Raw genomic sequence first — 16,853 nt, forward strand, 5'->3', positions numbered from 1 at the left:
CTGCGCGCTCGCCGGGCATGGCCCGGCGCTACCCGATCCGGTTTCCGCTGGGCGGAAACGAAACGCGCCCCGAAGGGCGCGTTTCTGCAGATCGCAGCGGAACGAAGGCTTACGCCTTTTTTTCCGCTTCGATCTGCTTGCGGATCTGCGCATCGACCGCCGCAATGGCGGTCATGTTCAGGATCCGGCGCGAGGTCGCGCTGGTGGTCAGGATGTGCACCGGCTTGTTCACGCCCATCAGGATCGGACCGATCGCCACGCCGTCGGTGAACACGCGCACCAGGTTGTAGGCGATGTTGGCCGCTTCCAGGTTCGGCAGCACGAACAGGTTGGCGCGGCCCTGCAGGGTCGAGCCCGGCAGCAGCTTCTGCCGCAGCGCTTCATCCCATGCGGTGTCGCCCTGCATTTCGCCGTCCACGTTCAGACGCGGGTTGCGCTTGAGCAGCAGCTCGCGCACCTGGCGCATCTTCAGCGCATCCTTCGAATCATGGCTGCCGAAGTTGGAGTGCGACAGCAGCGCCACCTTCGGCTCGATGCCGAACAGCTTCATGCGGTAGGCCGCCTGCAGGGTCGCTTCGCACAGCTGCTCGGCGGTCGGGTCTTCCTGCACGTGGGTGTCCACGAAGAAGAACACGCCCTGCTGGTTGATCACGCCGGTCATCGCCGAGGTCGAGGTGACCTTCGGCTCCAGCGGCAGCACGCTGCGCACGTAGCCCAGCTTCTTGTGGAAGCGGCCGACGATGCCGGTCAGCATCGCATCGGCTTCACCACGGGCCACCATCACCGCCGCGATCAGGGTCGGGCGCGAACGCATCAGGTTCTTCGCCGCGGCCACGGTCACGCCACGGCGGCCGGTCAGGCCGTGGTAGTACTGCCAGTATTCGTTGAAGCGCGGGTCGTCGTTGATGTTGGTGACTTCAACGTTCTCGCCGATCTTCAGGCGCAGGCCGAGGCGCTCGATGCGCGATTCGATCACTTCCGGGCGGCCGATCAGGATCGGGTGCGCCAGGCCGTCATCGACCACGTTCTGCACCGCCTGCAGCACCACTTCCTCTTCGCCTTCGGCGTACACCACGCGCTGCTTGTCGCTGCGCGCGCGGTCGTAGACCGGCTTCATCATCAGGCTGGTGCGGTAGACGAACTGGGCAAGCTTGTCGCGGTAGGCACCCATGTCGGCGATCGGGCGCGAGGCCACGCCCGAATCCATCGCGGCCTGGGCCACGGCGGCCGACAGCTCCACCAGCAGGCGGCGGTCGAACGGGCGCGGGATCAGGTATTCACGGCCGAAGCTCGGCGTCTCGCCACCATAGGCCGAACCCATGTCGGTGGCCGCACGGCGCGCCAGCGCGGCGATGGCGCGCACGCAGGCGATCTTCATTTCCTCGTTGATCGCGGTCGCGCCCACGTCCAGCGCACCACGGAACAGGTACGGGAAGCACAGCACGTTGTTGACCTGGTTCGGGTAGTCCGAACGGCCGGTGCCGATGATCGCGTCCGGACGCGCGGCGCGCGCCAGTTCCGGCATGATTTCCGGGGTCGGGTTGGCCAGCGCGAAGATCACCGGATCCGGCGCCATGGTCTTGACCATGTCGGCGGTCAGGATGCCCGGTGCCGACAGGCCCAGGAAGATGTCCGCGCCGTCGACGATCTCGGCCAGGGTGCGCTTGTCGGTGTCGCGCGCATAGCGCTGCTTTTCCGGGTCCAGGTCGGTACGGCCGGTATGGATCACGCCCTCGCGGTCGAAGGCCAGGATGTTCTCCGGCTTCAGGCCCAGCTGCACCAGCATGTTCACGCAGGAAATGCCGGCTGCGCCCATGCCCGTGGTCGCCAGCTTCACTTCCTCGATCTTCTTGCCGGTGATCGCCATGGCGTTGAGCACGGCCGCGCCGACGATGATCGCCGTGCCGTGCTGGTCGTCATGGAACACCGGAATCTTCATGCGCTCGCGGAGCTTGCGCTCGACCACGAAGCATTCCGGCGCCTTGATGTCTTCCAGGTTGATGCCACCGAAGGTCGGCTCCAGCGAGGCGATGATGTCGACCAGCTTGTCCGGGTCGGTTTCATCCACTTCGATGTCGAACACATCGATGCCGGCGAACTTCTGGAACAGCACGCCCTTGCCTTCCATCACCGGCTTGCCGGCCAGCGCGCCGATGTTGCCCAGGCCCAGCACCGCGGTACCGTTGGAGATCACCGCCACCAGGTTGCCGCGGGCGGTCAGCTCGCTGGCCTGCTGCGGGTCGGCCTTGATCGCTTCACAGGCGTACGCCACGCCCGGCGAATACGCCAGCGACAGGTCGCGCTGGGTCAGCATGGGCTTGGTAGCGGAAACCTTGATCTTTCCCGGCGGGGACATCCGGTGGTAATCGAGGGCGGCCTGTTTGAAATCTTCGTTGGACATCGATGTGGGTTACATGAATGGGCAGAAGGGACAGGGGATGATACCCCCGTTGGAGCGTCTGGACCTGTCGCTATCCTGTCGCAGGCATGCTGCGACCGCACAATTCCGTGCCGTATGCGACGGTACCGGGATACCAGCTTCGGCGTCTGCCATGACAGCCATGGGACGCCCTGAAACGCCGCGGGGCCGTACCACTGTCGTGATCGGCCCCGCGGTACCACACACCTGGATCAGCCCCTGGCCGGCAGCGCCTCGGGCACGGCATCGATCAGCGGCGGCAGTTCGCTTTCGCGGCCATCCAGCGCCAGCTGCAGGCGGTTGCGGTCCAGCGCACCCTCCCAGCGCGAGACCACTACCGTGGCCACGGCATTGCCGATGAAGTTGGTCAGCGAGCGGCATTCGCTCATGAAGCGGTCCACGCCCAGGATCAGCGCCATGCCAGCCACCGGCACTTCCGGCACCACCGCCAGGGTCGCGGCCAGGGTGATGAAGCCGGCGCCGGTAACGCCAGCGGCACCCTTGGAGCTGAGCATGGCGACCAGCAGCAGGGCGATCTGGTGGCCCAGGGTCAGTTCGGTGTTGGTGGCCTGGGCGATGAACAGCGCGGCCAGGGTCATGTAGATGTTGGTTCCGTCCAGGTTGAACGAATAGCCGGTCGGGACCACCAGGCCCACCACCGACTTGCTGCACCCGGCGCGTTCCATCTTCTCCATCAGCGACGGCAGCGCCGACTCCGACGAGGAGGTACCCAGCACCAGCAGCAGTTCGGCCTTCAGGTAACGCGCAAGCTTGAACACCGAGAAGCCACACAGGCGGCAGACCAGGCCCAGGATCACCGCCACGAACAGGAACGCGGTGAGGTAGAACGAGCCCACCAGCCAGGCCAGGTTGATCAGCGAGCCGACGCCGTACTTGCCGATGGTGAAGGCGATTGCGCCGAAGGCACCGATCGGGGCGGCCTTCATCAGGATGTGCACCAGCTTGAACACCGGGGCGACCAGCGCCTCCAGGAAGTTCACGATCGGCTTGCCCTTCTCGCCCACCGATGCCAGCGCGATGCCGAACAGCACGGCCACGAACAGCACCTGCAGGATGTTGCCATCGACGAACGCGCTGAGCAGCGTCTTCGGGATGATGTCCATCAGGAAGCCGACCAGGGTCAGGTCATGCGACTTCTCGACGTAGCTGTGCACCGCGGTCTGATCCAGCTCGGCCGGGTTGATGTTCATGCCGGCGCCGGGCTGCACCACGTGCGCCACGATCATGCCGACGATCAGTGCCAGCGTGGAGAAGAACAGGAAGTACGCCATCGCCTTGGCGAACACGCGGCCCACCGTGCGCAGGTGGGTCATGCCGGCGATGCCGGTGACGATGGTCAGGAAGATCACCGGCGCGATGATCATCTTCACCAGGTTGATGAAGGCATCGCCGAGCGGTTTCATCTTCTCGCCGATCAACGGCTCGTAGTGGCCGAGGATGGCGCCCAGGACGATCGCCACGATCACCTGGAAGTACAGCTGGCGATAGATCGGCAACGGCTTTGCAGGCACCGGTGCTGCGGTCGGGATGTGCATGGCGGACTCCGGAAGGGGCGTTTTCAGGCACGTACGGCCCCGGGACTGCACGGGAACCGTAACCGTGGAAACTGATCGCAGGCCCTGTGCTGCACGCGCAGGGGGTGCGACCAATGGACGCCTTTGTACGCGCCGGGCACGCTGGCGCAGATAACCTATTGGTACTAGCCCCCCGGTTCAGGTGGCCGCGATGCCTACACTGGCGCCGCACCGCCCGATCACGGGGAGGCCGGTGGCCCGGGCTGAACGGCCGGGCGCGTCATTGCGAAAGTTCCGGCCCTTGCGGCCGTTGTTGTCCTGTCCACACGCAATCTGAGAGAGCCGCACCTAATGCGCCCGATTCCCACCTTGCTGGCCCTGTCGCTGGCCGCGCTTCCCGCCTTCGCTTCGGCTGCCGATTTCGACAACTGGCCGACCAGGTACACCTTCGGCGACGGCACCGAGCTGGCCGCCACCGCCAACATCGCCTACGACTACAACGATTTTTCCTCGGGCAGCGGTCTTGAGGACGACGACGCCGTGCGCCGCAAGGAGTTCGGCGCGACGCTGAAGAAGAAGGGCGTCTACGACGCGATGGTCTACTACGACTTCCAGTCCGACACCTGGCTGGACGTGTTCGTGCGCTTCGAAAGCAAGGCCTTCTTCGGCCGCGACATCGGCCGCTTCCGCTTCGGCTACATGAAGACCCCGGTTGGCCTGGACGCGAACACGTCTTCGCGCGCCGGCAGCTTCCTGGAAACCGCACTGCCCGTGCAGGCCTTCTACGCCGGCCGCCGCACGGGTGTGGAATGGGTGCTGGAGCGCCCGCAGTACCTGCTGCAGGCTGGCGCCTATGGCGGCAAGGACCTGCAGGGTGACAACCCCGGCACCACCCAGGCCGTGCGTGCGGTGTGGACCCCGGTGAAGGCGCCGGGTGATGTAATCCACCTGGGCCTGGCCTACTCGCAGGAAAATCCGCGTGGCTACAGCGATGGCCGCGACGTGCACCACGAGGCCAGCGCGCGCCTGCGCGCACGCCCGGAGGCCGGCCTGACCGACATCCGCTATGTCGATTCCGGCGCGCTGGTCACCGCCGACCAGATCCGCCGCACCGCCCTGGAAGGCATCTGGATCCGCGGCCCGTTCTCGCTGCAGGCCGAAGCCCTGCGCGCCACGGTCACCCGCCATGATGGCAAGCCCGACTACACCGGCAGCGGCCAGTACGCGATGGCCAGCTGGGTGTTGACCGGCGAATCGCGCCCGTACAACGCAGGTGCCGTGGCCAACATCAAGCCGGCGCACGACTACGGCGCGGTGGAACTGGTGGCCCGCTACAGCCGCATGGACCTCGACGATGGCAGCATCCTCGGCGGACGCCAGCACGACCTGACCCTGGGTGCGAACTGGTACCTGACCAGCCACTTCAAGTTCCAGGCCAATTACGTGAAGGTCGACGCCAGCCGTCGTGGTGTGCACAGCACGCCGGAGATCTTCGAACTGCGCGCGCAGATGCACTTCTGACCCCTTCCACGTCAGATCCCGGCGGGCGTGCATGCCACGCCCGCCGGCCCTGCGTAGACTGCCGCCATGTACTGGCTCAGCCGCCACCGGATGCTGTTGCTGACCATCGCGGTGATGGTCGGTGGCACCGTGCTGTCTGCAGTGGCCGCCGGCCACTACGCCTGGCGGCGTGCCCTGGGCGACGAAAGCAGCCAGGTGCAACGCCAGCTGCAGCTGTATGGCCAGGGCCTGCAGCAGCGCATCGACCGCTTCGGCACGCTGCCGCAGGTGCTGGCGCTGGACCCGGACCTGTTGCACGCCCTGCGCGTGCCGCCCTCGCCCGCCGAACGGCAGCGGCTGAACCTTAAGCTGCAACGCGCCAATGAGGTCACCCGCGCCTCGACCCTGACCCTGGTCGGCCACGACGGCGTGGCGGTGGCGGCCAGCAACTGGGACCAGCCGACCACCAATGTCGGCGAGAACTACAGCTATCGCCCGTATTACCGGCAGGCGCTGGCCAAGGGCCGCGGCCGCTTCTACGGCATCGGCATGACCACCGGCGTGCCCGGTTACTACCTGTCGCAGGCGATCGAGGAAGACGGCCAGCGGCTGGGCGTGGTGGTGATCAAGGTCGAGCTGTCGGCGCTGGAACAGGAATGGTTGAGCAGCCCCGATGTGGTGCTGGCCAGCGACGACCACGACGTGGTGTTCCTGGCCAACCGTGACAGCTGGCGCTACCGGCTGCTGCGCCCGCTGGGCGCCGACGAGCGCCGCGAGATGCTCGATGCCCGCCAGTACGCCGACCGCGCATTGCAACCCCTGCGTGCGCGTACCGAAGACGTGCTGGCCGATGGCGGCCGCATGGTGCGCCTGCTGGACCCGACGTTGCCGCAGCCGATGCTGTGGCAGAGCCTGCCGCTGCCCGCTGAAGGCTGGAACCTGCACCTGCTGCACGATGCCAGTGCAGCCACATCTGCCGGACGCGCGGCCGCACTCACCGGCGGTGCCGCATGGCTGGCGCTGGGCTTCCTGGTGCTGTTCGTGCAGCAGCGCCGGCGCCTGGCCAAACACCGCCTGCGCAGCCGCCGCGAACTCGAAACCCTGCTCAAGCAGCATGCACAGGAACTGCGCACCGCACAGGATGGCCTGCTGCAGGCCGCAACCGACGCTGACAGCGGCCTCAGCCGCAGCCTGGCGCACCTGCCGCAGGGCGTGGTGGTGATCGACCGCGAGCTGCGGCTGGTGGCATGGAATGCGCGCTATCTGGAACTGTTCCGGTTCCCGGCAGACCTGGTTCGCGTCGGCCGGCCGATCGAGGAACTGTTCCGTTTCAATGCACGCCGTGGCCTGCTCGGTCCCGGCCCGGTGGACGAGGCCATCGAGCGTCGCCTGAACCACCTGCGCAGCGGTCGCCCGCACATGCGCGAAAGCGAGAAGGACGACGGCACGGTGCTGGAGATCCGTGGCAATCCGCTGCCCGACGGCGGTTTCGTCACCAGCTATGCCGACATCACCAGCTACAAGAACGCCGCGCGCGAACTGCGTTCGCTGGCCGATGCGCTGGAGCACCGCATCGCCGAGCGCACCCGTGACCTGGACGAAGCACGCCGCGAAGCCGAACAGGCCAACCGCTACAAGACCCGCTTCGTCGCCTCGGCCGTGCACGACCTGCTGCAGCCACTCAACGCTGCACGCATGTTCGTCTCGGTGCTGCGCGGCAAACTGAGCGACCCGGCGCAGCAGCAGACCAGCGACCACATCGACGCTGCGCTGGCCGCGCAGGACGCGATTCTCAACAGCCTGCTGGATATCGCGCGGCTGGAATCGGGCAGCCTGCCCACGCGCGTGCAGGCGTTCCGGCTCGGGCCGCTGCTGCAGACGCTGGCGCGCGAGTTCGGCATCGCCGCACAGTCACGCGGGCTGGTGGTCGACTGGGTCGATACCGATGCGGTGGTGGTCAGCGATGAAGCCCTGCTGCGCCGCATCCTGCAGAACTTCCTGTCCAACGCGCTGCGCTACAGCGAACGCGGCCGCGTGCTGCTGGGTTGCCGCCGCCGCGAAGGCCTGCTGTGGATCGAAGTGCACGACCAGGGCCCGGGTATTCCGGATGCGCTGCAGGGCGAGATCTTCGAGGAGTTCCGCCGCCTTCACGACGGCCAGCAGCGCGGCGCTGGCCTTGGCCTGGCGATCGTCGATCGCATCGGTCGTCTGCTCGGCCATCCGATCCGCCTGCGCTCGCAGCTGGGCCAGGGCAGCGTGTTCGCGGTGGGCGTACCGTTCGGCGACGCCAGTGCGATTCCTGCTACGGCACCTGCGCCGGTGCTGGTGCAGGAACCGGCCGCGGACAATCCGCTGCGCGGGCGCCGGGTGTGGGTGATCGATGATGATCCGCACGTCTGCGCCGCCAGCCGCGCGCTGCTGGAACGCTGGGGCTGCGAGGTGATGCTGGCCGATGGCCCGCAGGCCGCGTTGCAGCTGGCAGCGACAGGCGCGGTACCGGAGCTGGTGCTGCTGGATGTGCGCATGGGCGATCACCACGGACCGGTGCTTTACGAGACGCTGGCGGAACTATGGCAGGCTCGCCCTCCGGTGGTGCTGGTCACTGCCGAGCGCGATGCGGGATTGCGTGAGATGGCCGCCGAGCGAGGCTGGGGGATGATGGCCAAGCCGGTGAAGCCGCCGGCGCTGCGGGCGCTGATGAGTCAGTTGCTGATCCGGCATCGCGGGTAGTTTCCAGCAAACGGCGCAGCCCCTCGTGGGTGGTGTCTGGTTGGTCGCGGAAGGCCGGATTGCTGAGGGCTGGCCGGATGGGTGGGCAGTGCGGGGACGCCGTGAACCCATCCATGGGGGCTTGGCCGCGGCATCCTTGCCGCGGACACCCCGCACTACCCACCCACCCGGCCGCTGACAGTTCACAGGTGTTCTCCACCCACGGACAAGAAAAAGAAGATCAAAAGCGGGTCGCCCGCTGCGCTTGCTCGTGTAGAGCCGAGCCCATGCTCGGCTGCTTTCCGGCCGGTCCGCGAAGCCGAGCGTGGGCTCGGCTCTACAAAAGGCGGCCTGACAGCCTGCTTTTGCTTCTGATCCTTTTTTCTTCTCCGTGGGTGGCAGGCCACCGAAATCTGTCAGAGGCCGGTCGGGTTGGGTGCGCGGGGGTGTCAGCCGCATGGATGCGGCTGCCAAGCCTCCAGGGACGGATTCACGGCGTCCCCCGCGCACCCAACCCGACCGGCCCGCTCGCAGCTTCTGCTTTCAGCGACCAACCCAAACCCACCCACGAGGGGCTGCGCCGTTGGCCGGAAACTACAACCCGATGCCGGCGTCGCCCTCGGGCTCCAGTGCCTTCACCAGCACCGCTGCCTGCGTTCGGCTATGGCACTCGAGTTTCTTCAGGATCGCGGTGACATGCACCTTCACCGTGTTCTCGGCCAGGCCCAACGTATAGGCGATCTGCTTGTTCAGCAGGCCATCGGCCAGGCACAGCAGCACGCGGAACTGCTGCGGGGTCAGCTGCGCCAGGCGGCTGGCCAGCAGTGCATCGGCCTCCGAACGCTCGGCGGCCATCGCCGGGAACCACAGGCCACCATCGAGCACCGCCTGCACGGCCTCGCCGATGGTCTCGGCCGGCGCCGACTTCGGGATGAACCCGGCGGCGCCGAACTGCTGCGCGCGGCGAATCACCCGCGGATGGTCGTTGGACGAGAGGATCACCACCGGGATGTCCGGATGCGAGCCACGCACGTGCAGCAGCGCGGAAAAACCGTGCGCGCCTGGCATGGTCAGGTCGAGCAGCACCAGGTCCACATCCGGATGTGCGTCGAGTGCTTCGGCCAAGGCCTCGGCGCTGGCGACCTCGCGCACCTGCGCCAGCGGCAGGCTCTGCCGCAATGACTGCACCACCGCCGAACGCAGCAGCGGGTGGTCATCGGCGATCAGGATGGTGTATTCGCTCATGCGGCCATTGTACGGGCAGGCCGGAGCCTCAGCGCCCTGCCGGCTCCACGCTGCTGCGCCAGGCATCGAGGAACTGGCGGCGCTTGAGCGCGTCCAGATACACCAGCAGGCCCGGACCCAGCTGGATCGGGCGGCGGCTGCGGCCCGGCGCATCATCGCCGCGCGCGTTGCCGGTCACGATCGGCATCAGCCGTGCCTCGCGCGACAGCACCTGCTGGCCGCGTGGCGACAGCAGGTAGTCGAGGAAGCGCCGGGCTTCTTCCGGGTGCGGGCCGGTGCGCGGAATCACTGCGGTGCGCAGCACCACCAGCGTGTAGTCCTCGGGCTCCACAATGCCCAGCGGCGCGCCGGCATCAACGCGCGCCTGCGCGTAGGAGCCGAGCACGTTGTAGACCAGCGACAGCTGTCCGCTGGCCACCTTGTCCAGCAGCACGCCGGTGCGCTCCTCGCGCACCACGTCGTTGTCGCCCAGCGCGCCCAGCAACGCACCGGCGATGCTGCCACGCTGCGCATCCTGGGTAGACAGCAGGTAGCCGACGCTGCTGCGCTCGATGTCATAGGTGCCGACCCTGCCGCGCAGCGGTGCTCCCTCGGCGCGCAGCCGGTCCAGCAGCTGCCGACGCGTGTGCGGCACCTTCGCGGCCGGCAGCATGCGGGTGTTGTAGACCATCACCACCGGCTCGTAGCTGATGCCGAAGGCCTCGTTGCGCCACTGTGCCCAGGCCGGCAGTGCAGCGGTCTGCGCCGAACGGTGTGGCAGCGCGTGGCCATCGTTGACCAGCTTGGTCTGCAGATCCATGCCGCTGGAGATCAGCAGGTCCGGCGATGCCAGCCCGCCGCGGTCGTGCAGGTAACGCGCGTACAGGTCCTGGGTGATGATGTCCTCGTACACCACCTCGGTGCCGGGATGCAGGCGCTGGTAATCGGCGATCACCACCGCGAACACTTCGATGTCGGTGGTGCCGTGAATGCGCAGCTGCGCAGTGGCCTTTGCCTGGGCCGGGAAACGGCGTACGTCGCCGGGCGCGGCCAGTACCGGCAGGGCCAGCAGCAAGGCAACGGCAGCAGCGAACAGGCGGATCATGGACTGCTCCGTGGCAGGCGGATGGTGGCGATCAGCCCGCCCTGCGGGCGGTTGCTGAGGTCGATGCGGCCGCCATGGCTGTCGACCACGCGCTTGACGATGGCCAGGCCCAGCCCGGCGCCGCCGGACGGCGCGCCTTCGCCACGGGCGAAGCGCTCGAACACGCGTTCGGCATCAGCGGGTGCGATGCCTGCGCCATGGTCGGCAATGGTCAGCACCGCCTGACCGCCTTCCACGGTCAGCGCGATCTGCAACGGGCCCTCGCCGCCGTACTTCAGTGCGTTGTCGACCAGGTTCTTGATCGCCTCGCGCAGCAACAGCGCGTCGCCGTGCACCTGCACCGGCTCGGCGGTCATCGCAAGTTGCACGCGCGGTGCCGGGCCGGCCTGCGGCAGGGCTTCATGCAGGGCCTGGTGCACGGTCTCGGCCAGGTCCACCGCCGCAAAGCGCTGCAGGTGCGAGCGATGGATCACGCTGGCATCGCTGAGCAGCTGGTTCAGCAACCGGCTCATGTGGGTGGCATTGCGCTCGATCGCCTGCAGGCTGCGCCGCATGTCTTCGGGGTCGTCGTCGTCCAGCGCAAGCTGTGCCTGCGCGCGCAGGGCAGCCAACGGCGTGCGCATCTGGTGCGCGGCCTCGGCCATGAATGCGCGCAGTGTCTCGTTGCTGCTGGACAGGCGCTCCATGAAGCGGTTCAACGCCGCCACCATCTGGTCCATCTCGCGCGGCACGCGCGCGTCGAGGGGCTTCAGGTCGGACGGTTCGCGGCGCGACAGCTCGCGTTCCACCCGCACCAGTGGGCGGAACGCGCGGTGCACGCCAAACGCCACCAGCGCCAGCAGCAGGCCGGACAGCACGCCGATCGCCAGCAGTGCGCGATTGACCATGTCCTGCGCGACGGCTTCGCGCGCACGCCGGGTCTGGCCCACCTGCACCTGCACCTCGCCCTGCGCCGAGGCCGCGGCGAAACTGCGGCCGACCACTACGAAGCGTACGGTCTCGCCGCTGTACGCCGCATCAAACAGCTGCGGCTGCGTGCCCGGACGGCGCGGCGGCGACGGCAGATCGCCATAACCTGTGATCAGGTTGCCGCGGCTGTCGGCCACCCGATAGAACACGCGGTCTTCCGGGGCCATCGCCAGCAGGTCCAGCGCCGCATAGGGAAGATCGACCTGCCACTGGCCGTCGACCAGCGCCACCGAATCGGCGATGGACAGCGCCGAAGACACCAGCAGGTGATCGTAGGAACGGTTTGCCGCACGCTGGCCATAGTCGCGCGCGGCGAACAGCAGCGCCACCGCGAACACCGCCAGCAGCGCGCCGAGGTAGAGCAGCAGCGTTCGCCGCAGCGAACCTGGCGCCGCGTTCGCAGCGCGTGCGTCAGCCATCGGCGTCGGCGCTGCCATCGCTGGCTTCCAGCAGGTAGCCGACACCGCGCACCGTGGTGATGCGCAGCGGTGCGCCGGCCAGCTTTCTCCGCAGGCGACCGACGTACAGCTCGATCGCATTCGGGCCGGCTTCGTCGTCGAAGCCGAACAGGCCGTTGCCGATCTCGTCCTTGCCGACCACCTGACCGAGGCGGCCGACCAGAATCTCCAGCAGCCGGTACTCGCGGTTGGGTAGCTCGATAGGCTCGCCGTCGAGACTGACACGATGCGCGGCATTATCGAACTGGAAGCCGCCGATCTGCACCACTTCGCTGGCCTGGCCTCGTGCACGACGCAGCAGCACGCGGCAGCGCGCTTCGAATTCGCGGAAATCGAACGGCTTGCCCAGGTAGTCGTCGGCGCCGACATCCAGCGCCTGCACGCGGTCTTCGATGCCATCGCGTGCGGTCAGCATCAGCACCGGCGTGCTGTCGCCACGCTCGCGCATGCCGGCCAGCACGCGCAGGCCATCGAGCTTGGGCAGGCCGATGTCCAGCACCACCAGGTCGAAGCTCTGGTAGCGCAGCACGCTGGCGGCGGCCAGGCCATCGGCCTGCCAGTCCACGGCGTGCCCACTGCGGCGCATGCGGCGGATGATCGCATCGGCCAGATCCGGGTTGTCTTCGACCAGCAGCAGGCGCATGGGCACGAGGGTGGGAGGGGAAACGAATGCTACCGCATGCCGCTGCCGCGCTCGCCGGGCCCTGCCAGGAAGCAGCAGCGAGCCGCTTTACGCTGCACCGCACAATCCGTTGACAGGACCATGACAGCTTGCCCGACCCAGACTGCGGCCGCGCACCGTCCGGTGCCCACGATTGCCGCGCGCCTGGCGCGCACCTGGGAGGGTTTGTGGAATTCACGTTTGCCTGGCGGCGTCCTGCCGCCATGATGGCGCTGGCTGTCCTGTCGGCGCCGGCCTTCGCTGCCGAAGACGACCGTCCGGTCACCGCCACCCTGGGTGGCCGCCTGCATCTGGACTTCGCTACCTTCGACAACGACAACCGCGGCACCCCGAACAAGGACGACACCGAAATCCGCCGCGCGTGGGTTGACGTATCCGGCAAGTTCTTCGTGGTCGACTACAAGCTGGAGGCCGATTTCTCCGGCGACCGCGTCGAGGCCAAGGACGTGTACCTGGCGCGCAGCTTCGGCAAGGCCGGCAAGCTGACCGTCGGCCAGTTCAAGCAGTACTTCTCGCTGGATGACCGCACCAGCTCCAACTACGGCAGCTTCCTGGAGCGCGGCAATGCCGGCACCACGCTGGCGCCGCTGTACCGCCTGGGCGCTTCGTGGCAGGCCAATCCGGGTGACTTCACCTGGGCCGCCAGCATCTACAGCCTGGAAAGCATCGACGCCTGGCAGGTGAAGGGGCGTGCTGCCGGTGGCCGTGTCACCTGGGCGCCCTCGCCCGCCGATGGCGACGTGCTGCACCTGGGCCTGTCGCTGGCCCGCGAGGCCTATGACAACCCGGGCGCGAACGGCGTTCCGGGCCTGAAGATCCGTCCGCGCCCGGCCGGCCACCTGTCCGACAACAGCCGCCTGACCCTGGTGGACTTCTCCGCCGGCCGCGATACCGATGTCAACAAGTGGTCGCTGGAGTACGCCCAGGTGCGCGGCCCGCTGTCGTGGCAGGGCGAGTTCAGTGGCGCCACCTTCGATGACGGTGCGCAGCGTGGCGACGTGATGGCCGCCTACGGCATGGTCAGCTGGTTCGTCACCGGCGAAAGCCGCGCCTACGACCGCAAGACCGGCCGCTTCGCGCGGGTGAAGGATATCCGCCACAAGGCCGGCGCGTTCGAAGTAGCGCTGCGCTACGACCAGATGTGGGGCGCGCAGCATCTCGATGGTGCGCCGGACCTGCGCCGCGGCAGCACCGAGGCGTGGACGCTGGGTGGCAACTGGTACCTGCGCGACAACCTGCGCTTCATGCTCAACGTGATCGAAAGCCGCAACCGCGACCGCTTGGCCGGGGTGACGGTGGACCGCACGCGCGCGGTCACCGGACGCCTGCAGTACGACTTCTAAGCCCGAATTCCCGGGCATACCGCCCGGGCCCCTTCCACGTCCCCACGTCCTGTATTCGCAAGGAGTCCGCAGATGATGCTGAGCATCCTCGGCTTTGGCATGGTCATTACGTTCATGTACTTGATCATGAGCAAACGCCTGTCGCCGCTCGTCGCCCTGATCACCATTCCCATCCTGTTCGCGCTGATCGGCGGCTTCGGCGCCGGCATCGACGAGATGATGCTGGAAGGCATCAAGAAGATCGCACCGACCGGCGTGATGCTGATGTTCGCCATCCTCTACTTCGGGGTGATGATCGATGCCGGCCTGTTCGACCCGCTGGTGCGGGTGATCCTGCGCTTCGTCAAGGGAGATCCGATGAAGATCGTGCTCGGCACCGCGGTGCTGGCGATGCTGATCTCGCTTGATGGCGATGGCTCGACCACCTACATGATCACCGTCTCGGCGATGCTGCCGCTGTACCAGCGTCTCGGCATGAACGCGCTGAACATGACCTGCGTGACCATCCTGGCCGGCGGCGTGATGAACCTGACCCCGTGGGGCGGCCCGACCGCACGCGCGGCCACCGCGCTGCACGTGGACCCGGCCGATGTGTTCGTGCCGCTGATCCCGTCGATGGTGATCGCCTGCGCCGGCGTGCTGCTGCTGGCCTGGTACCTGGGCCTGAAGGAACGCCGTCGCCTGGGTGTTGTGACCCTGCCCAAGGGCGGCAGCTGGATGGACAACAGCGTGTCCGACGACAGCAACGCGCTGCCGACCGTGGAAGATGCCGAAGACATCAAGCGGCCGAAGCTGCTGTGGGTGAACCTGGCACTGACCGTGGCGCTGATGACCGCGCTGATCATCGGCGTGCTGCCGATGCCGGTGCTGTTCATGGTCGGCTTCGCCATCGCCCTGGTCATCAACTACCCCAACCTGGCCGAGCAGCGCCGCCGTGTGGTCAACCACGCCGGCAACGTGCTGTCGGTGGTGTCGCTGATCTTCGCCGCGGGCATCTTCACCGGCATCCTCAACAACACCGGCATGGTCGAAGCGATGTCGCACAGCTTCCTGGCGGTGATTCCGGAGTCGTGGGGCCCGTACCTGGCGGTGATCACGGCGGTGGCGTCGATGCCGTTCACCTTCTTCATGTCCAACGACGCGTTCTACTTCGGCGTGCTGCCGATCCTCTCCGAGGCCGCGGGCAACTACGGCATCACCCCGGTGGAAATGGCGCGCGCCTCGCTGGCCGGCCAGCCGGTGCACCTGCTCAGCCCGCTGGTGCCCTCCACCTACCTGCTGGTGGGCCTGGCCAAGGTCGAGTTCGCCGACCACCAGAAGTTCACCCTGAAGTGGGCCATCGCCATCTCGATGCTGCTGATGATCGGCAGCCTGCTGTTCGGCCTGTATCCCCTCGCCGCCTGACCCTTTGCCAAGGAGCCTTCTGCAATGACGCTTCGAATCGCTTACGTCACCAGTGGAATGGGCAGTGTCGGCACTGCCATCTGCCAGAGCCTGGCCCGCAGTGGCCACACCGTGGTCGCCGGTTGCGCGCCGAACTCGCCGCGCAAGGCCAACTGGCTGCGCGAGCAGCGCGAACAGGGCTTCGATTTCATCGCCTCGGAAGGCAACGCCACCGACTGGGCTTCGACCAGCGCCGCGTTTGCCAAGGTGCGAGCGGAAGTGGGCGAGGTCGATGTGCTGGTCAACAACTCCGGCGGCAGCCGTGATCTGCTGTTCCGGCAGATGACGGTGGAAGACTGGAACGCGGTGATCGCCTCCAACCTCAATGCGCTGTTCAACCTTACCAAGCAGGTGGTGGACGGCATGGCCACGCGTGGCTGGGGCCGCATCATCAACATCGGTTCGGTCAGCGCCCACAAGGGCCAGATCGGGCAGGTGAACTACGCCACCGCCAAGGCCGCGATGCACGGTTTCAGCCGTGCACTGGCGGCCGAAGTGGCCTCGCGCGGCGTCACCGTCAACACGCTGTCGCCGGGCTACATCGCCAGCCAGGCGATCAGCAGCTTCCCGCCGGATGTGCTGGACCGGCTGGCGGCGTCGGTACCGGTGCGTCGCCTGGGCCGCCCCGAGGAAGTGGCCGGCCTGTGCGCCTGGCTGGCCTCGGATGAAGCCTCGTATGTGACCGGTGCCGACTATCCGGTCAACGGTGGCCTGTACATGGGTTGAGCCCGTCTCCACGCAAGGCGTGGACCGCCTCCCCCACGGAGTGCGCGGGGCCGGTGAACCTTCGCTTGCGAGGGGGATCCGGCCCCTTTTTGTTTCTGCATTTTCGGGACGTATTGCCCGATACATCGGCGGAACCGGTGCTATACCTGCCAACGCTCGCCGAGCCCGATGGATGAACGGCCGGAATCGCGGATCAAGGAGGTTGGCATGCGTGCATTGCTGATTGCGCTTCTCGTGGTCGCCACCCCGCCACTGGCGGCCACCCCACCTGCTGCCACTGCGGATGAGGCGGATGCAACCTGGCGGCTCGTGGAGCGCTGGTCCTTGCAGCTGTCACGCTCTGACCTTGTCGCGCAGCTATCACCCCTGGCTCCGGCCGGCTCGCGTTCGGAAGCAAGAATGGGCCGAAGCGACAGCGCCACCATCGATCTGGCGCCATTCGTGGTCGCTGGGAGGATCAAGGGGCCCTCTGCCCAGATCTACACCGACGCATCGGGGCGAATCATCAAAGGCATTACGCTGCGGCTGAGCGGCGCCTGCATCTCGCGAAAGCAGATGGGTCGTCGCTACCCCGACTTCAATGTCCTTTCCGTGCCGTCAGGGCATAGCCTGGACGAGTCGACGGTGTTCGGCACAGTAGTGAACGGCATCCAGATCGGGTTCTCATTCTCCGAACATGACCGTGACTGCATGGACCAGCTCAAATTGAGCTGGCCTGGGGAGCGCTTCTGATTCCCACC

12 protein-coding genes are annotated in these 16,853 nt (G+C 67.2%); 6 read left to right on the top strand and 6 right to left on the bottom strand.

Annotated features, from left to right (window positions below):
* Nucleotides 1–109: 109 nt before the first annotated feature.
* Together G5A07_RS14325 and G5A07_RS14330 are read right to left on the bottom strand one after the other, a co-directional pair.
* The gene (locus tag G5A07_RS14325; protein ID WP_043400158.1) at nt 110–2,401 is read right to left on the bottom strand and encodes an NADP-dependent malic enzyme; all 2,292 of its coding nucleotides are present in this window, start codon (nt 2,399–2,401) and stop codon (nt 110–112) included.
* Between the two features lie 230 nt (nt 2,402–2,631).
* Nucleotides 2,632–3,975 carry a dicarboxylate/amino acid:cation symporter gene (locus G5A07_RS14330; RefSeq protein WP_010480813.1) on the bottom strand — a complete coding sequence of 448 codons (1,344 nt, stop codon included), beginning with the start codon at nt 3,973–3,975 and terminating at the stop codon, nt 2,632–2,634.
* A 330-nt stretch (nt 3,976–4,305) separates the two neighbouring features.
* Between G5A07_RS14330 and G5A07_RS14335 the strand changes: the two genes are divergently transcribed.
* Together G5A07_RS14335 and G5A07_RS14340 are read left to right on the top strand one after the other, a co-directional pair.
* Nucleotides 4,306–5,475, top strand: coding sequence for a porin (locus G5A07_RS14335; RefSeq protein WP_191863481.1), 1,170 nt, complete (start codon nt 4,306–4,308; stop codon nt 5,473–5,475).
* A 66-nt stretch (nt 5,476–5,541) separates the two neighbouring features.
* Nucleotides 5,542–8,184, top strand: a complete 2,643-nt coding sequence (locus tag G5A07_RS14340; RefSeq protein WP_043400152.1) for a PAS-domain containing protein — start codon at nt 5,542–5,544, stop codon at nt 8,182–8,184.
* 573 nt (nt 8,185–8,757) lie between these two features.
* Here the strand turns inward: G5A07_RS14340 and G5A07_RS14345 are convergent.
* The 4 genes from G5A07_RS14345 to G5A07_RS14360 are packed head-to-tail and all read right to left on the bottom strand — an operon-like array spanning nt 8,758 to nt 12,562.
* The gene (locus tag G5A07_RS14345; protein ID WP_005414428.1) at nt 8,758–9,408 is read right to left on the bottom strand and encodes a response regulator transcription factor; all 651 of its coding nucleotides are present in this window, start codon (nt 9,406–9,408) and stop codon (nt 8,758–8,760) included.
* A gap of 28 nt (nt 9,409–9,436) precedes the next feature.
* Nucleotides 9,437–10,492, bottom strand: a complete 1,056-nt coding sequence (locus G5A07_RS14350) for an ABC transporter substrate-binding protein (RefSeq protein WP_191863482.1) — start codon at nt 10,490–10,492, stop codon at nt 9,437–9,439.
* Nucleotides 10,489–11,880 (bottom strand): sensor histidine kinase, encoded by a 1,392-nt coding sequence (locus tag G5A07_RS14355; RefSeq protein WP_029379709.1) that lies wholly within the window; start codon nt 11,878–11,880, stop codon nt 10,489–10,491. The genes G5A07_RS14350 and G5A07_RS14355 overlap by 4 nt, the downstream gene beginning before the upstream one ends.
* Nucleotides 11,873–12,562, bottom strand: a complete 690-nt coding sequence (locus G5A07_RS14360; RefSeq protein WP_019337115.1) for a response regulator transcription factor — start codon at nt 12,560–12,562, stop codon at nt 11,873–11,875. The genes G5A07_RS14355 and G5A07_RS14360 overlap by 8 nt, the downstream gene beginning before the upstream one ends.
* Nucleotides 12,563–12,804: 242 nt before the next feature.
* On the opposite strand from G5A07_RS14360, the gene G5A07_RS14365 reads away from it, so the two are divergent.
* The 4 genes from G5A07_RS14365 (at nt 12,805) to G5A07_RS14380 (ending at nt 16,845) form a co-directional block, all read left to right on the top strand.
* On the top strand, nt 12,805–13,944 hold the full coding sequence (locus G5A07_RS14365) for a porin (protein WP_111098059.1): 1,140 nt from the start codon (nt 12,805–12,807) through the stop codon (nt 13,942–13,944).
* Nucleotides 13,945–14,019: 75 nt separating this feature from the next.
* A complete protein-coding gene (locus G5A07_RS14370; RefSeq protein WP_029550722.1) occupies nt 14,020–15,348 on the top strand; it encodes a CitMHS family transporter in 1,329 nt (442 codons plus the stop codon).
* Between the two features lie 24 nt (nt 15,349–15,372).
* Complete coding sequence (gene phbB / locus G5A07_RS14375) at nt 15,373–16,113, top strand: acetoacetyl-CoA reductase (RefSeq protein ID WP_005419193.1); 741 nt, start codon at nt 15,373–15,375, stop codon at nt 16,111–16,113.
* Nucleotides 16,114–16,320: 207 nt separating this feature from the next.
* Nucleotides 16,321–16,845, top strand: a complete 525-nt coding sequence (locus tag G5A07_RS14380) for a hypothetical protein (protein ID WP_191863483.1) — start codon at nt 16,321–16,323, stop codon at nt 16,843–16,845.
* Nucleotides 16,846–16,853: the final 8 nt, after the last annotated feature.

The organism is Stenotrophomonas sp. AS012628 (genome assembly GCF_010608305.1).
Classification (GTDB): Bacteria; Pseudomonadota; Gammaproteobacteria; order Xanthomonadales; family Xanthomonadaceae; genus Stenotrophomonas; species Stenotrophomonas geniculata.